Raw genomic sequence first — 13,628 nt, forward strand, 5'->3', positions numbered from 1 at the left:
TCAAGGCCGGTCGATCACCTCACGCACTCGAACGGCCAGCTGCTCGAAGGTGAACGGCTTGGTGATCAGCTGGACGCCAGGATCCAACCGGCCGTGGTGAACGATGGCGTTGCGCGAATAGCCGGTGGTGAACAGCACCTTGAGGCTGGGCCGCAACTGCGCCGCGGCGTCGGCGACCGAGCGGCCGGTCTTGCCAGGCAGCACGACATCGGTGAACAGCAGATCCAGCCGTGCGTCCGAGGCCAGGACGGCGATCGCCGCCTCGGCGTTGGCCGCCTCGATGACGCCGTAACCCAGCTCGCTGAGGATCATCACGCTATAGGCGCGCACATCGTCGTTGTCCTCGACGACCAGCACCATCTCGCCTTCGCTGCTCGACGGCGCGATCACCGCGCTGGCTTCGGGGCCTTGCGCGGCCTGGCCGAAATGACGCGGGAAGTAGAGCTTGACCGTCGTGCCCTGCCCTTCTTCCGAATAGACCGTGACGTGGCCGCCCGACTGTTTGGCGAAGCCATAGACCATCGAGAGGCCAAGTCCGGTGCCCTTGCCGACTTCCTTGGTGGTGAAGAACGGCTCGAACACCCGCGCCAGGGTCTCGCGCGACATTCCCGCGCCGCTGTCGCTGACGGCGATCGAGACGTACTGGCCGGGGATGACTTCGGCGTCGATGGCCGCGTAGCTTTCGTCGAGCAGGGCGTTGGCCGTCTCGATGGTCAGTTTGCCGCCGTCGGGCATGGCGTCGCGGGCGTTGACGGCCAGGTTCAAGATCGCGCTTTCCAGCTGGTTCTGGTCGGCCTCGATCGGCCAGAGCCGCGGCGTCAGCACGCCTTCGAGCTCGATCTGTTCGCCGAGCGTGCGGTGCAGGAGCTCGGTCATGTCGCGCACCAGGGCGTTGGCGTCGACGGGCTTTGGGGCCAGGGGCTGGCGACGCGAGAAGGCCAGGAGCCGTTCAGTGAGGCTGGCGGCGCGCTGGGCGCCTTGCAGGGCCATGTCGGCGGCGCGCTGGACACGCGCCTCATCGCTGGGCCGGCTGCGCTTGATCGTGTCCAGACCGCCGATGATGACGGTCAGGAGGTTGTTGAAGTCGTGGGCCACCCCGCCGGTCAGCTGGCCGACCGCCTCCATCTTCTGGGCCTGGCGCAAGGCGTCCTCGGCCTTGGCGCGTTCGGCGATTTCAGCCGCGACGCGCTCTTCCAGGGTGGCATTGAGGGCCTGTAGGGCCGCTTCGGCCTGGCGGCGTTGGCCCAGTTCCTGCTCGGCGGCCTGGAAGAGGCGGGCATTGTCCATGGCCACGGCCGCCTGGCTGGCCAGGCCCACCAGGCGCTCTTCGGCCAGAACCCCGAACACGCCAGGCTTGGAGTGGGCGAAGAACAGGCCGCCCAGCACCTCGCCGGTGCGCGAGCGCACCGGGACCGCCAGGTAGCTGCGCACCGGCAGGTGGCCCTTGGGCATGCCCTTGTGGGGCTCGGACCGGCCATAGCGCGGGTCCAGCGTGATGTCGTCGGAGCGCACGATGCCCTCGCCGGCGAAGGTCGGCCCGAAGACGGCGGTGTTGCGCGGCATCGGAAAGCCTTCGAAGGCCGAACGATCCACGCCCGACAGCGTGTAGAGGACGTAGCTTTCGCCCGCGGCGTTGACGAGATTGTAGAAGAACGCGCCAAACTCCGCGCCCGACAACTCCACGCCCGCATCGGTGACGGTCTGCACCAGGCGCTCGACGTCGAGATTGCCCGAGACGGCCTGGGCCGCGCGGTTGAGGATCTGCAGCGCCTGGGTCTGCTCGGCGAGCGCGGCCTCGTTGGCGCGAACGCGGATCTCGGCCTCCTTGCGGTCGCTGATGTCGAGGACCGAGCCGATGTAGCCCAGGAACTCGCCTTCGGCGCCAAACCGCGGGGCGGCCGCGTCGATCATCCAACGGTAGGCGCCGTCAGCGCGGCGCAGGCGATATTCCAGGCGGAACGGCGCCTGGCGCGCGTTGGCCGCCAGAAATGTCTCGCCGGTGGCGGGGCTGTCTTCGGGGTGGACGGCGTCGAGCCAGCCCTCGCCCAAGGCCTGCGCCTCGTCCTGGCCCGTGAAGGCGTACCAGGATTTATTGAGGTAGGTGCAGGCGCCTTGGGCGTTTGTCATCCACATCATCACCGGCGCATGGTCGGCCATGTTGCGAAAGCGGCTTTCGGACTCGCTCAGCGCCTGGGTCATCTCGCGGCGCAGGCGCGCGGTGGCGATGGCGCCGGCGACGCGGGCGACCAGCTCGCGCGCCGAGAACGGTTTGGTGAGATAGTCGTCTGCGCCTGCATCGAGCCCTTCGACCTTGGCCTCTTCGCCGGCGCGGGCCGACAACATGATCACCGGCAGGTCGCGCAGCTGGGCGTCCTGGCGGATGGCCGCCAGAAGCCCAAAGCCGTCGAGCCCGGGCATCATCACGTCGGTGACCAGCAGCTGGGGCCGGGCCGCGCGCGCCGCGGCGAGCGCGGCGTGGCCGTCAGCGACGGCGTGCACGGCGTAACCCTGAGCCTCTAGGAGGCGGCTGATATAGGCGCGCAGGTCGGCATTGTCGTCGGCCAGGAGGACGGCCGGAAGGTCGGCGGGCGTCTGCCCCGGGACCGGCGGCGCCTGGCCGGCGACGAGGCTGTCCTGCACGGGGGCGCCAAGCGCTTCGGGCAGCCAGCCCAGCGCTTCGTCGACGAAGGCCCGCGCTCGCTCTGGTGCCGCCGCGGCGCTCGACGTGGAAACGACCTGCTCGGCGGGGAGGTGCTGGGTCCCGATCGGCAGGGTCACGGTGAAGGTCGTGCCCTGCCCCGGGCGGCTGTCGACGCTGATTTCGCCGCCGTGTTGGCCCACCAGTTCCTTGACCAGCGCCAGGCCGATCCCCGAGCCCTCGATGCTGCGGCCCTTGACGCCCTCGATGCGGTGGAAACGATCGAAGAGCTTGGGAAGCTCGTTTGGTTCGATCCCGACGCCGGTGTCGCGCACGGTGAGGACGGCATTGTCGCCGACTTCGGTCAGACCCACGGCGATCTCGCCCTCGTGCGTGAATTTGAACGCGTTGGAGACGAGGTTGAGGACGATCTTTTCCCACATCTCCGGATCGACGTGGACGGGCCGTGACAGCGCCGGGGCGTCGATGCGCAAGGCAAGGCCGGCCTTGTCGGTCGCCGAACCGAACGCGGACGCCAGCTCGGCCGTATAGGTCGCCAGGTCGGTCGGAGCGAAGCTGGCGCGCGCCCGCCCCGCCTCGATGCGCGAGAAGTCCAGCAGCGTGTTGACCAGTCGCAACAGGCGCTGGGCGTTGCGATGGGCCGCCTCGATCCGCGGCCGTTGGGTTTGCGACAGCGGCTCGCCTGGGGCCAAGGCGTCTTCGAGCGGACCCAGCATCAGGGTCAGGGGCGTCCGAAACTCGTGGGAGACGTTGGAGAAGAAGGCGGTCTTGGCCCGGTCGATCTGCGCCAAGGCCTCGGCGCGGGCCTGGGCCTCCTCGTAGGTGCGTGCGGCGGTCATGGCCGTGGCCACGTGGCCCGCCGCCAGGTCGAAGAAGGCGCGGTAGCTCTCGTCCAGACGACGGCGCGGATTGACCCCCGCGACGAGGTAGGCCCCCGGCGAGGGGTCGCCGGCCAGGGTGACGGGCAAGACGATGGCCTGGACCACCGGTTCGGGCCAGGCAGCCTTGGTCAGGACGAGACCTTCCGGTGGCGCGGTCACCACCGCCGCGCCCGTGGCGCTCAGCGGCCATTGGCCCTCGCCGTCCAACGGCAAGACCGTCGGCGCGCCCGGGGCGCCCGCCTCCAGTCCGGCTTCCGCGGCCAGCCTGGCGACCTCCCCTTCGCGCCGATAGATCAGGGCGAAGGGCGCGTCCACGGCGCTGCTGGCCAGGGTGTCGGCGACCCAGCGGCAGGCCGCGTCGATCGACAGGGCCGCGTCGGCCCGCTCGCCCATGCGGCTGAGCGTGCGCAAGCGTCGTTCGGACAGCACGCGCTCGGTGGTCTCGACCACGGCGTTGAAGATGCCCGCCACCCGACCGTCCTCGCCCTGGATCGGGCTGAACGTGAAATTGTAGTAGCACTCTTCGAGGTAGCCATGGCGATGCATGGGCAGGAGTTCGTCCTCCTGCCAGACGCCCTCGCCGCTCGACATCACCTGGGCGTAGAGCGGGCCGATGGTGTCCCAGATCTCGGGCCAGACCTCGCGGCCGGCGCGGCCCAGGGCCCAGGGATGCTTTTCACCAAGGATCGGCGCCCAGGCGTCGTTATAGACCAGGGCAAGGGCGTCGCCCCAATAGATCGCGATCGGGAAGCGCGAATTGAGCATGATGCTCACCGCCGACTTCAGCGACTGGGGCCAGGCCTCAGCCAAGCCAAGCGGCGTTCCGGTCCAGTCGTGAGCGCGCATCCGCGCGCCCATCTGCCCGCCGCCGGCCAAGAAGCCCGGCCCTGCGCGATCGTCGTCCCCCGACGCGTCGCGCGCTCCCCTATCGGTCATCAACCCAGCCCTAAGTCGTCTCGCACCAAGCCCCCGCCTGACCGTGCTCGAAGGCTTAGCGTCATTCGCGCGCCGCCGCCAAGCCCGGCCCGAAATCGCGGGGAACTCTTCAAGCGCCCAAGCCAAAAGTCTGTTCCGCACAACGCCGCGGCGGGTCCCGCGGCCCGACCCGGCGCCGGCGGGCCGACCCGGGCGCGCTCGCCGGGCGGCTAGGGTGCGTCCGGGCTTTCGGCGTCGGGCGCCAGTTCCAGCGATACGAGGTAGGCGGCGATCAGCGGACGGGCCAGGCCCTCGAATTTGTCGGCCAGCGATCTTGGAATTCGCGCAGCCAGGCCGCCTTGCGCCTTGGCCAAGGCGCCACCCGTCAGGCCAACGACCATCTCCAGCTGGCGCAGCGCATCGCGCGGCGCGCCGTCCGCGCGCGATGGGGCGACGAGCGCATCGCGCGGGATCAGGAACCGGTAGACATTGACCGCGCGCGTCGCCTGCGCGTAGGCGTCCAGCCGCTCGCGCCGCGCGGCGACGTCGTCGAGATCGATGATCACCGCGCCCTCATCGCGCGCGCCGACGATAAGCGGCTCAACGTGGCACGCGCGAGGGTCTTGAGCGACCGCAGCGGGGCGGGTCTTGGCCATGACGGATATATGGGGAGGCGGGCGGCGAGCCCCTAGCGCGCGCGGGTGCGTCAAAAGCGCTCGCGGCGCGGCGCCGGGCCCGGCGGGCGCGGGGCGTTGCCCCAGGTGCGCCCGCCGATAGTCCTAATGCTTTTGACGATCGCCCTCGTCGCCCTGCCCCTTGCCGGCGTCGTGCTGGGCGTGCTGGCGCTGGTCGGCGGCGAGCGATTTGCCGACATCGACCGACGCCTTGATGCGGCCCTGGTCGTCGCGGCGGATGTAGCGCTTGTCGCCGGCGTTCGGCTCGATCAGTTCGCGTTTCGACATGATGAAGTCCTCCTGTGACAGACGAATCCGCGACTCAGCCAAACTGTTCCCACCGAGCGGATGAGCGGCCGCGGGAACGCCGGCGGCGCTCGGGCCTTGTCTCCGCGTGCGCATCGCCACCTACAACATCAACAACATCGTCACGCGCCTTCCCGCGCTGACCGCGTGGTTGCAAGCCGAGGCCCCGGACGTGGTGTGCTTGCAGGAGCTGAAGGCCGACCAGGCCGCCTTTCCCCTCGCCGCTCTCCAAGCCCTGGGCTATGACGCGGTGTGGAAGGGTCAGCGGACCTGGAACGGGGTGGCGATCCTGGCGCGCGGCATGACGCCGGTCACGACGCGCACAGCACTGCCCGGTGAGCCCGACAAGAGCCAGGCGCGCTATATCGAGGCGGCGGTGGGCGGCGTTCTGGTCGGGTGCCTCTACCTGCCCAATGGCAACCCGGCGCCGGGACCGAAATTCGACTACAAGCTGGCCTGGTTCGAGGCCTTCCTGGCCCACGCCCAGAGCTTGTTGAACGCCGGCGTCCCGGTGGTCCTGGCTGGCGACTACAATGTCGTGCCCACCGAGGCCGACCTCTATGCCAACCATTCCTTCGGCGCCAACGCGCTCCTGCGGCCCGAAACCCGGGCCGCGTTCCAGCGCCTTCTTGACCAGGGGTGGACCGATAGCCTGAGGGCGGTCCATCCCAATGGTCCGCTGTGGACCTTCTGGTCCTACATGCGCTTTCGCTGGCCCAAGGACAAAGGCCTGCGCATCGACCACCTGCTGGTTTCGCCCGAGCTTGCCGGTCAGTTGACCAATGCCGGTGTCGATCGCTGGGTGCGCGGTCTAGAGGCGGCCAGCGACCACGCGCCGGCCTGGATCGATGTCGAGCGATGAGCGCGCCGCCGCTGATCACGCCCGATGGTCGCTATATCGTCGTCCGCGGCCGTTTGTGGCGGCGGAGCAATCCCGCGCTAGATCCAGACGAGCGTCGCCGCCTGGTCGATCAGCTGATGGCGGCCCGCCGCGCCGTGGGCCAGGCCTTGCGGGCGGGCGACGCGGACGGCCTGGCGAGGGCTCGGGCCCTGGTCGACGCGGCCAAGGTGGGGCTGGGCGAGCGCGGGCCGGTTTGGTGGACGGACGCCGCCCCCGACCTCAATCGCCACATGGCCAGGAACACGCCCTACGGGGACTGGTGGGCCAAGCAGGCCTAGCGTGGCCGCTAGCGACGCCTTACCATGGCGCCCATGCCCAGCCGCTCTCGCCCGACCGCTCGTCTACTGACCCCCTCCGGCTGGGCGGGTCTGGCCGTGGCCGTCCTGTCCGCCTTGGCGCTGGCCGCCGTCTTCATCCTGCCGCGTCTCTAGGCGCTGACGAGGGCTGGGCCTCAGAGCGCCCCAAAGACGTGGACCTCGTCGCAGCCGGTCTCGATCGTGAAGACCACGCCACTCAGCCGCGCGTCGCGGGCCATGGCCTCGTAGTCGATATAGGGCGCCAGGCTCTTGGGGATCTGGACCGTATCCTCGGTCAGTTCGGCGAAATAGTCGCAGAGCCCCGCGTAGAGGCCCCGATAGTCGTCGAAGGCTTTACGGGCGTCGTCGAGATCGCCGCCCAGCTCGGCGAGCACCAGGGCGCCGAGCCTGCCGCGCTCGCGCACGAAGGCGGCTACCGCCACTACGCGCGCTAGACTGGCGTGTTCGCCGATCTCGACGCCGCAGAAGTCCTCGATGTCATGGATGGCGTAGTCCTCGGCCATCGGCGCGGGAGATGCCGCCAGCATCGCGGCGATGGCCGCGCGCAAGGCCTGGACGTCCTCGCCCACCTCGACCCAGGCCCCATGCAGCACGCCGCCGTTATAGGCGGCTAAGCAGGCCACATAGATGCGCGGCGACAGGTCTTCTTCAGCTTGTCCCATCAGAGCCTCCTTCAAGGCAGGGGTTCGGTCACGAACCCTTGCCCGTCGGCGAGACCGGGGGTGCAAGCGGAGGGGCGCCTTCGCGGGGACCCGGCTGCAGGACGGCCGCAGGCCGGCCGAAGCTGGGCGGAAGGCGCTCCGAAGCGCGCCAGGGGCGGAGCCCCAAGCGCTTGGCGTGGAATGGGTCCGGGTGGAACCGTGGTCCGGCGGTGAGCCTTAAGCGGGCATGATGCGGTTTCTGAAAAACAACGGCCTGACCCTGGCCCTGATGGCGATGTTCGCCGCCAGCTTGCTCGGACACTGGCTGACGGGCTGGCGCGTGGCGGTGGAGGACCTCCAGCGCCATGGCCAGCCGTCGATCGGCGCCTTGGCCTATCTCGCCGATCCGGCCTTTCTCTCCACGCTGTTCGAGAACTGGGAGAGCGAGTTCCTGCAGATGTCGGTGTATGTCGTTCTGACCGCCTATCTCGTTCAGCGCGGATCATCGGAATCCAAGGATCCCGACGCGCCCGAGCGCGACGTGCTGCCCAGCCGCGCGGCCAAGGCGCCGCCGCTGGCGCGAGCGCGCGGCGGCGCTGGATGGCTCTACGCCCACAGCCTGGGGATCGCGTTGGCGCTGCTCTTCGTGGCCTCGTTCATCCTGCACTGGACGTTCAGCGCCCAGGAGGCGGCCCAGGCGGCGCTCGAACATGGCGCCACGCCGCCCACCCTGCTGGCCTATCTCGCCGATGCCCAGCTTTGGTTCGAGTCCTTCCAAAACTGGCAGAGCGAGTTTTTGTCGACGGCGGTGCTGGTGGTCTTGTCGATCTTCCTGCGTCAGAAGAATTCGCCGGAATCCAAGCCGGTGGCCGCCCCAAACGACAAGACCGGAGCCTGACCCTTTCGCAAATGCCGACACGCGGCTATCGGCCGGCGTTGCGCAGGATGTCGATCAGGCTGTCGAGGGTGTAGGGTTTTCTGAGCAAGGGAAAGCCGTGACCGGCCTCCTCGGCCAGGACGTGGCTGTAGCCGCTGGTCAGGATCACCGCCAGGCTCGGCCAGCGCGTCCTGACCGTGCGGCCAAGCTCGACGCCGCTGGCCCCGGGCATGACCACGTCGGAAAACACCAGGTCGAAGCGGTCGGCGCCGACCTCCAGCGCTTCGAGCGCCGCCTGCGCATCGCCGACCCGCGTGACGGTATGGCCCATTTCTTCGAGCATGCCGGCCGCGAACTGACCAACCTCGAGATTGTCTTCCACCAGCAGGATGCGCAGGGGCTTGAAGGGGCGCTCGTCAGCCTCGCGCGGCGCCGGCTTTTCCTCACGCGTGGTCGTGACCGGCAAGTAGAGGGTGAAGGTCGAGCCCTGCCCTTCGCGGCTGTCGACCGCGACCTCCCCGCGTGACTGCTTGGCGAACCCGTAGACCTGGCTGAGCCCCAAGCCGGTGCCCTGATTGATCGGCTTGGTGGTGAAGAACGGCTCGAAGATATGGCCGAGGGTTTCGGCCGACATCCCCGTGCCGGTGTCGGCGATCGAGATGGCCACGAACTGCCCCGCCGCCGCGGCGTGGCCCCGAACGGCCGGCACGCCCTCGGTGGCGCTCGCGCGCACGGTGATGGTCCCGCCGTCGGGCATGGCGTCGCGGGCGTTGACCACCATGTTGATGACGGCGGTGTCGAACTGGCCTGGATCGGCCTTGATCCAAAGCGCGTCCGCGCCGAGAGCGATATCGACGGCAATGGACGAGCCGGCCGACGCGGCGATGATCTGACGAAGGCCTTCGAGCCGGGTGACGGTGTTGAAGCTTTCAGGCTGCAAGGGCTGACGCCGCGCGAAGGCCAGGAGCTGGCTGGTCAGCAGGGCCGCGCGCTCGGAGGCCGACGCGATGGCGTCGACATATTTGCGCCAGCGGCCATCAAGCTCGGCGCGGCCAAGGAATTCGGCCGAAGAGCGGATCACGGTCAGCAGGTTGTTGAAGTCGTGAGCGACGCCGCCGGTCAGCCGACCGATCGCCTCCATCTTCTGGGCCTGGGTGAGGGCTTCGCGGGTGCGCTCGATCTCTTCCTGAGCCTTGCGCTTTTCGGTGATGTCGCGGGTCACCTTGGCAAAACCCAGGAGCTTGCCGTCGTCGTCATGGATCGGATCGATCAGGACATGGGCCCAGAAGCGCTCGCCGTCCTTGCGCACCCGCACCACCTCGCCCTCGAACTTGCCCGCTTCGACCGCGGTGGCCAGAGCGCGCGCGGGCGCGCCCGCCGCGCGATCTTCCGGCGTGTAGAAGATCGAGAAATGGCGCCCTACCACCTCACCGGCCTTGTAGCGCTTGATCGCTTCGGCCCCGGAATTCCAGTTGGTGATGTTGCCGACCGGATCGAGCATGTAGATGGCGTAGTCGCGCACGCTCTGCACGAGCCGCTGGAACCGCTGCTCACTCTCGTAGAGGGCCACGTCCGAGGCCTTGCGGGTGGTGACGTCGCGCGTGACCTTGGCAAAGCCGATGACGACGCCGTCCTCGATCACCGGATCGATGACGACGTGGGTCCAGAACCGCGAGCCGTCCTTGCGCACCCGCCAGCCCTCCGACTCGTAGCGTCCCTCGCGACGAGCCGTCTCCAGAGCGCGGGCCGGCAGGCCGGCGGCCTGGTCTGCCTCGGTGTAGAACACCGTAAAGGATCGGCCGATGATCTCCTCGGCGCTGTAACCCTTGAAGAGTGCAGCGCCCGTGTTCCAGGTGGCGATCACGCCGTTGGCGTCGAGCAGATAGATCGCATAGTCGGTGACCGCGTTGATCAGCAGCTGGTTTCGTTCAGCCGACTGACGCTCGTTCAACGGACGGGGGCGAGCCACGGGTGCACGGTCGTTGGAGGACATCAGGCGCTCGTACGGCGATTGGAAACCTGCGGTCAATGGCGCTTGAGCTTTCGCCGCCAAGCCCTGCCACGGCGAATATCAAACAAAGCAGCCAGCTCGCAAGTCGCCGATCAACGCTCTTGGTGTCTGCTCGGCGTGTACTGACCCTGCCTTTCCCCGTCTTTGCCTTTTCTGGACCAAGATGAGTTTTCAGGGCTGGCCCGCGCCGCAACCCAGGCCCACTCAAGACGCGGCCCCGTCAACGTCGCATGTCGAGTCGACGCCTTCAGGCCTTTTAACCGTTGGCCACCATCATAAAGGCGGCCGGGAACCCTTCCCGCCGCATCGGGCGTTCACGAGCCCATGGCGCGCGTGAAGCGTCATCTCAGGGAGCTTGCCATGGACGATCATCACAAGGCCTTCGACACCCCGCTGGAAGTCCAAGCCGTTGACGGCGAAGTCGCGATCACCGGGCCCGATGGCCTCAGCGCCGCCTTCACGCTGGAGGCGGCGGTCGCGTCGGCCCGGCGGTTGCTGGCCGCCGCCGGTCAGGCGCAAGCCGACGAAACCTATCAAAAGCCGCTTGGCTGATATCGGCGTCAGTCCAGGCCAAAGCCGCTGATGAAGCCCGCGACGTCGGCGGCCGGCATGGGCCTGGCGAAATGGAAGCCCTGCACCTGGTCGCAGCCATACCGGCTGAGCGTGGCCAGCTGGTCAGGCCTTTCCACCCCCTCGGCCACCACCTTCATCCCCATGCTGGCGCCCAGGTTGATCACCGCCCGGACAATGGCGTCGTCCTCTGCGTTCTGAACGAACGACTTGTCGATCTTCAGGCGATCGACCGGAAACTGACGCAGATTGGCCAGCGAGGCGTAGCCGGTGCCAAAGTCGTCGAGAGCGATCATCACGCCTGCGTCATGGAGCTGGCAAACGGTGCTGGCCACGACATCCGCGCCCCAGCCCATATAGACGTTTTCGGTGACCTCGATGGTCAGGCAGCTGGCGGGCACGTCCCAACGCGCCAACTTCGCGGCGATATCGCTGGCCAGACGCCCGGAGCGAAACTGCTCGGTGGAGACATTGATAGCCACGCGGCCGAACGCGACGCCGGCGTCGAGCCAGGCGCGCATCTGGGCCAGGGCGCGGTCGAACGCGACCTCACCCAGCTTCAGCGCCAGATCGGTGTCTTCGAACGCGGCCATGAAAGCGCCCGGCGTGAGTACGCCTTGTTCGGGGTGGTTCCAGCGCATCAGCGCTTCGAACCCCACGACCTGGTTGGCGCCGATATCGACGACGGGCTGGTAGTAGAGATCAAACTCGCCTTGAGCCAAGCCCAGTCGGACTTCCCGAAGCAGCTCCACGCGCTGCTCGACCTGGGTGCGCATCGACGGTTGGAAGACCACGCAGCGATTGCGCCCGCCGGTCTTGGCCTCGTAGAGGGCGACATCGGCGTTCTTGAGGAGATGCAGCGGATCGGCGTCGCGATCCTCGTGCAGGGCCGCGCCGAGGCTGGCGCTGATCGCAAAGCTGCGGCCGGCATGTTCGATGGGAGAGCGCAGCAGCGCCTGCAGGGCCTCGATCGGCCGGACCAGGTCCGCCGGTCCGGCAAGGTCGCGCAGCACGACGGCGAACTCGTCGCCGCCCAGGCGCGCGACCGTGTCGGATTTGCGAAAAGCCCGCCGCAGGAGATCCGACAGACGAAGCAGCAAAGCATCGCCCGCGTCGTGGCCCAGGGTGTCGTTGATGTCCTTGAAGTGGTCGACGTCGATCATCATGACGCCGAACATCTCCCCGCTCTGTTCGGCGGCGATGACGGCCGCCTCGAAGCTCTTTTGGAAGGCGGCGCGGTTGGGCAGGCTGGTCAGGGTGTCGCGATAGGCCAGGAACTCGATCCGGGCGCTGGCGGCGATGCGATCGGAGATATCCTCATGGGTGGCGACATAGCCGCCACCGGGCAGCATGGTATGGGACACCCGCACCGTGCGGCCGTCGGCCAGTTCGTATTCTCCGATCACCGTCTCGCCTGCCGCAGCCTTGGCGCTCTGGGCCAGATGCTCGGCCACGCCCCGCACAGGCCCCTGCCCGCTTTCGATACAGTAGGCGATGATCGCCTCGCGGTGCGCGCCGGGCGCGGCCAGAGGCTCGGGCAACCGGTACATGCCGACAAAGGCGGGATTGCCAAACAGCAGCCGCCCGTCCGCGCCGACCATGCACAGGCCGTGCGGCATGTTGGACAAGGCCGTCAGCATCAGCTCGGGCTCCAGTCCCGGCCGGCGCTGCGAAAGCGAAATAACATTTGATATCTGCACTTTAGACACCTCTGACACGCGCCGGACATTGCCCGGGCCATGGCTAACAAGTCCTCGCCGCGCCTCGCGGCGTGTCGTCGCACGCAGGCCTGCCAGAGGTGCTTTTCCCACCATCGGCGTCCAAATCTGCAGCTTGGCGGAAGCGTCGCCACGTTTGGGCCGCTCGCGCGTTGAGACTTGGCCAGGGCGCAATCGGCTCAGGCGCGGGATGCACGCCATGACCTTGGTTCAAGCCCTCGACGCCCCTCGCCCTTCGACCCGCGCCAACGGACCGCTCATGGCCATGGCCCTCGCAAGCCTGTTGCTGGTCGCCGTGATCGCTGCCCTTGTCGCCTTGGGCGTGCAGCGTGCGCCTGCCCATGATCCCGCGCCCGCGCCGACGATCGTGAAGGCCAGAGATCCCGCCTGCCTTGCGGCGTTGGATAAGGCGCGCGACACGCAGGGCCTTCCCGCAGGCGACGCGATCGCCCTCTCCACGGCCATGCTCAAGGCCTGCGGCGTCAAATAGCCCAGCGCGCCGCTGCCCCTACCCTCCAGCTAAGCCATTGGAACCCTTGACCGATTCGCAGACTTGTTTCTGGACCAGCAACCCGGAGCGCCCCATGGCCCTGCAATCGCAACCCCCCTCCAAGTCCAAACGCGGCTTTGCCTCCCTGTCGGCCGAACGTCGGCGGGAAATCGCCGCCAAAGGCGGCGCCGCGGTGCCCGCCGAAAAGCGCAGCTTTTCCCAGAACCGCGACCTTGCCGTGCGCGCGGGGCGAAGCGGCGGGTCGGCTTCGCCGCGCCAGCGGTCCGACGCCTAGACATGGCGCTGCTGACCAGGGTCAAACAGGGCGTCGGCATCGCCAGCGTGCTGCTGGGCTTGGCGGCGCTGATCGCGCCGCGACGCTTTGCCGGCGCCATCGGCGCGTCGGCGCAAACCTCGGCCGAAGCGATCGCCGCCTTCGGGTCGCGCGAGCTCGCCGCTGGCGCGGCCCTGCTGGCGCCCGTCAAGTTCGGGCCCTTCCTGTGGATGCGGGTGGCGGGGGACGCCATGGATCTTGGCGGCCTGGCCCTGGCCGCGCGCAAGCCGGCGGCCGATCGCAAGCTTCTGGCCATCGCCTCGATCGCGGTGATCGCCATCACCGTTTTCGACGTAGCGCTGGCGGTGCACGACGAGGACGACTGAAAGTGCGG

General features: G+C 68.4%; 13 protein-coding genes. 7 read left to right on the top strand and 6 right to left on the bottom strand.

The features are described from left to right. The 3 genes from ABDW31_RS17225 to ABDW31_RS17235 all read right to left on the bottom strand — a co-directional run bounded on the left by ABDW31_RS17225 (position 1) and on the right by ABDW31_RS17235 (position 5,417). Positions 1 to 4,476, bottom strand: coding sequence for an ATP-binding protein (locus ABDW31_RS17225; RefSeq protein WP_343699183.1), 4,476 nt, complete (start codon positions 4,474 to 4,476; stop codon positions 1 to 3). A 209-nt stretch (positions 4,477 to 4,685) separates the two neighbouring features. Next, positions 4,686 to 5,111 carry a hypothetical protein gene (locus ABDW31_RS17230; RefSeq protein ID WP_343699184.1) on the bottom strand — a complete coding sequence of 142 codons (426 nt, stop codon included), beginning with the start codon at positions 5,109 to 5,111 and terminating at the stop codon, positions 4,686 to 4,688. Between the two features lie 123 nt (positions 5,112 to 5,234). After that, positions 5,235 to 5,417, bottom strand: a complete 183-nt coding sequence (locus ABDW31_RS17235) for a hypothetical protein (protein ID WP_343699185.1) — start codon at positions 5,415 to 5,417, stop codon at positions 5,235 to 5,237. A gap of 106 nt (positions 5,418 to 5,523) precedes the next feature. On the opposite strand from ABDW31_RS17235, the gene ABDW31_RS17240 reads away from it, so the two are divergent. Beyond that, positions 5,524 to 6,297, top strand: coding sequence for an exodeoxyribonuclease III (locus ABDW31_RS17240; RefSeq protein WP_343699186.1), 774 nt, complete (start codon positions 5,524 to 5,526; stop codon positions 6,295 to 6,297). Further along, entirely contained in the window at positions 6,294 to 6,614 is a 321-nt protein-coding gene (locus ABDW31_RS17245; RefSeq protein WP_343699187.1) for a hypothetical protein, read from the top strand. Before ABDW31_RS17240 ends, ABDW31_RS17245 begins: the two co-directional genes overlap by 4 nt. A 173-nt stretch (positions 6,615 to 6,787) precedes the next feature. On the opposite strand, the gene ABDW31_RS17250 is transcribed toward ABDW31_RS17245, so the two are convergent. Next, positions 6,788 to 7,315, bottom strand: coding sequence for an antirestriction protein ArdA (locus tag ABDW31_RS17250; RefSeq protein ID WP_343699188.1), 528 nt, complete (start codon positions 7,313 to 7,315; stop codon positions 6,788 to 6,790). Positions 7,316 to 7,544: 229 nt separating this feature from the next. Between ABDW31_RS17250 and ABDW31_RS17255 the strand changes: the two genes are divergently transcribed. Continuing rightward, entirely contained in the window at positions 7,545 to 8,192 is a 648-nt protein-coding gene (locus ABDW31_RS17255) for a DUF6766 family protein (protein WP_343699189.1), read from the top strand. A 25-nt stretch (positions 8,193 to 8,217) separates the two neighbouring features. On the opposite strand, the gene ABDW31_RS17260 is transcribed toward ABDW31_RS17255, so the two are convergent. Then, a complete protein-coding gene (locus ABDW31_RS17260) occupies positions 8,218 to 10,164 on the bottom strand; it encodes a PAS domain S-box protein (protein ID WP_343699190.1) in 1,947 nt (648 codons plus the stop codon). Between the two features lie 342 nt (positions 10,165 to 10,506). Between ABDW31_RS17260 and ABDW31_RS17265 the strand changes: the two genes are divergently transcribed. Then, entirely contained in the window at positions 10,507 to 10,734 is a 228-nt protein-coding gene (locus ABDW31_RS17265) for a hypothetical protein (RefSeq protein WP_343699191.1), read from the top strand. An 8-nt stretch (positions 10,735 to 10,742) separates the two neighbouring features. Here the strand turns inward: ABDW31_RS17265 and ABDW31_RS17270 are convergent, their stop codons facing one another. Further along, complete coding sequence (locus ABDW31_RS17270) at positions 10,743 to 12,392, bottom strand: EAL domain-containing protein (protein WP_343699192.1); 1,650 nt, start codon at positions 12,390 to 12,392, stop codon at positions 10,743 to 10,745. Positions 12,393 to 12,669: 277 nt separating this feature from the next. Between ABDW31_RS17270 and ABDW31_RS17275 the strand changes: the two genes are divergently transcribed. The 3 genes from ABDW31_RS17275 to ABDW31_RS17285 all read left to right on the top strand — a co-directional run bounded on the left by ABDW31_RS17275 (position 12,670) and on the right by ABDW31_RS17285 (position 13,620). After that, positions 12,670 to 12,960 carry a hypothetical protein gene (locus tag ABDW31_RS17275; RefSeq protein WP_343699193.1) on the top strand — a complete coding sequence of 97 codons (291 nt, stop codon included), beginning with the start codon at positions 12,670 to 12,672 and terminating at the stop codon, positions 12,958 to 12,960. A gap of 94 nt (positions 12,961 to 13,054) precedes the next feature. Next, entirely contained in the window at positions 13,055 to 13,255 is a 201-nt protein-coding gene (locus ABDW31_RS17280; RefSeq protein ID WP_343699194.1) for a KGG domain-containing protein, read from the top strand. Between the two features lie 2 nt (positions 13,256 to 13,257). Continuing rightward, positions 13,258 to 13,620, top strand: a complete 363-nt coding sequence (locus ABDW31_RS17285; RefSeq protein ID WP_343699195.1) for a hypothetical protein — start codon at positions 13,258 to 13,260, stop codon at positions 13,618 to 13,620. Positions 13,621 to 13,628: the final 8 nt, after the last annotated feature.

The sequence above is a fragment of the Caulobacter sp. genome (assembly GCF_039596335.1).
Classification (GTDB): Bacteria; Pseudomonadota; Alphaproteobacteria; order Caulobacterales; family Caulobacteraceae; genus Caulobacter.

What these genes read in the sequence shown, in the direction of transcription:
- ABDW31_RS17225 (WP_343699183.1), bottom strand. Translation starts at nt 4,476, where the DNA reads ATGACCGATAGGGGAGCGCGCGACGCGTCGGGGGACGACGATCGCGCA.
- ABDW31_RS17230 (WP_343699184.1), bottom strand. Translation starts at nt 5,111, where the DNA reads ATGGCCAAGACCCGCCCCGCTGCGGTCGCTCAAGACCCTCGCGCGTGC.
- ABDW31_RS17235 (WP_343699185.1), bottom strand. Translation starts at nt 5,417, where the DNA reads ATGTCGAAACGCGAACTGATCGAGCCGAACGCCGGCGACAAGCGCTAC.
- ABDW31_RS17245 (WP_343699187.1), top strand. Translation starts at nt 6,294, where the DNA reads ATGAGCGCGCCGCCGCTGATCACGCCCGATGGTCGCTATATCGTCGTC.
- ABDW31_RS17250 (WP_343699188.1), bottom strand. Translation starts at nt 7,315, where the DNA reads ATGGGACAAGCTGAAGAAGACCTGTCGCCGCGCATCTATGTGGCCTGC.
- ABDW31_RS17255 (WP_343699189.1), top strand. Translation starts at nt 7,545, where the DNA reads ATGCGGTTTCTGAAAAACAACGGCCTGACCCTGGCCCTGATGGCGATG.
- ABDW31_RS17260 (WP_343699190.1), bottom strand. Translation starts at nt 10,164, where the DNA reads ATGTCCTCCAACGACCGTGCACCCGTGGCTCGCCCCCGTCCGTTGAAC.
- ABDW31_RS17265 (WP_343699191.1), top strand. Translation starts at nt 10,507, where the DNA reads ATGGCGCGCGTGAAGCGTCATCTCAGGGAGCTTGCCATGGACGATCAT.
- ABDW31_RS17270 (WP_343699192.1), bottom strand. Translation starts at nt 12,392, where the DNA reads ATGCTGACGGCCTTGTCCAACATGCCGCACGGCCTGTGCATGGTCGGC.
- ABDW31_RS17275 (WP_343699193.1), top strand. Translation starts at nt 12,670, where the DNA reads ATGACCTTGGTTCAAGCCCTCGACGCCCCTCGCCCTTCGACCCGCGCC.
- ABDW31_RS17280 (WP_343699194.1), top strand. Translation starts at nt 13,055, where the DNA reads ATGGCCCTGCAATCGCAACCCCCCTCCAAGTCCAAACGCGGCTTTGCC.
- ABDW31_RS17285 (WP_343699195.1), top strand. Translation starts at nt 13,258, where the DNA reads ATGGCGCTGCTGACCAGGGTCAAACAGGGCGTCGGCATCGCCAGCGTG.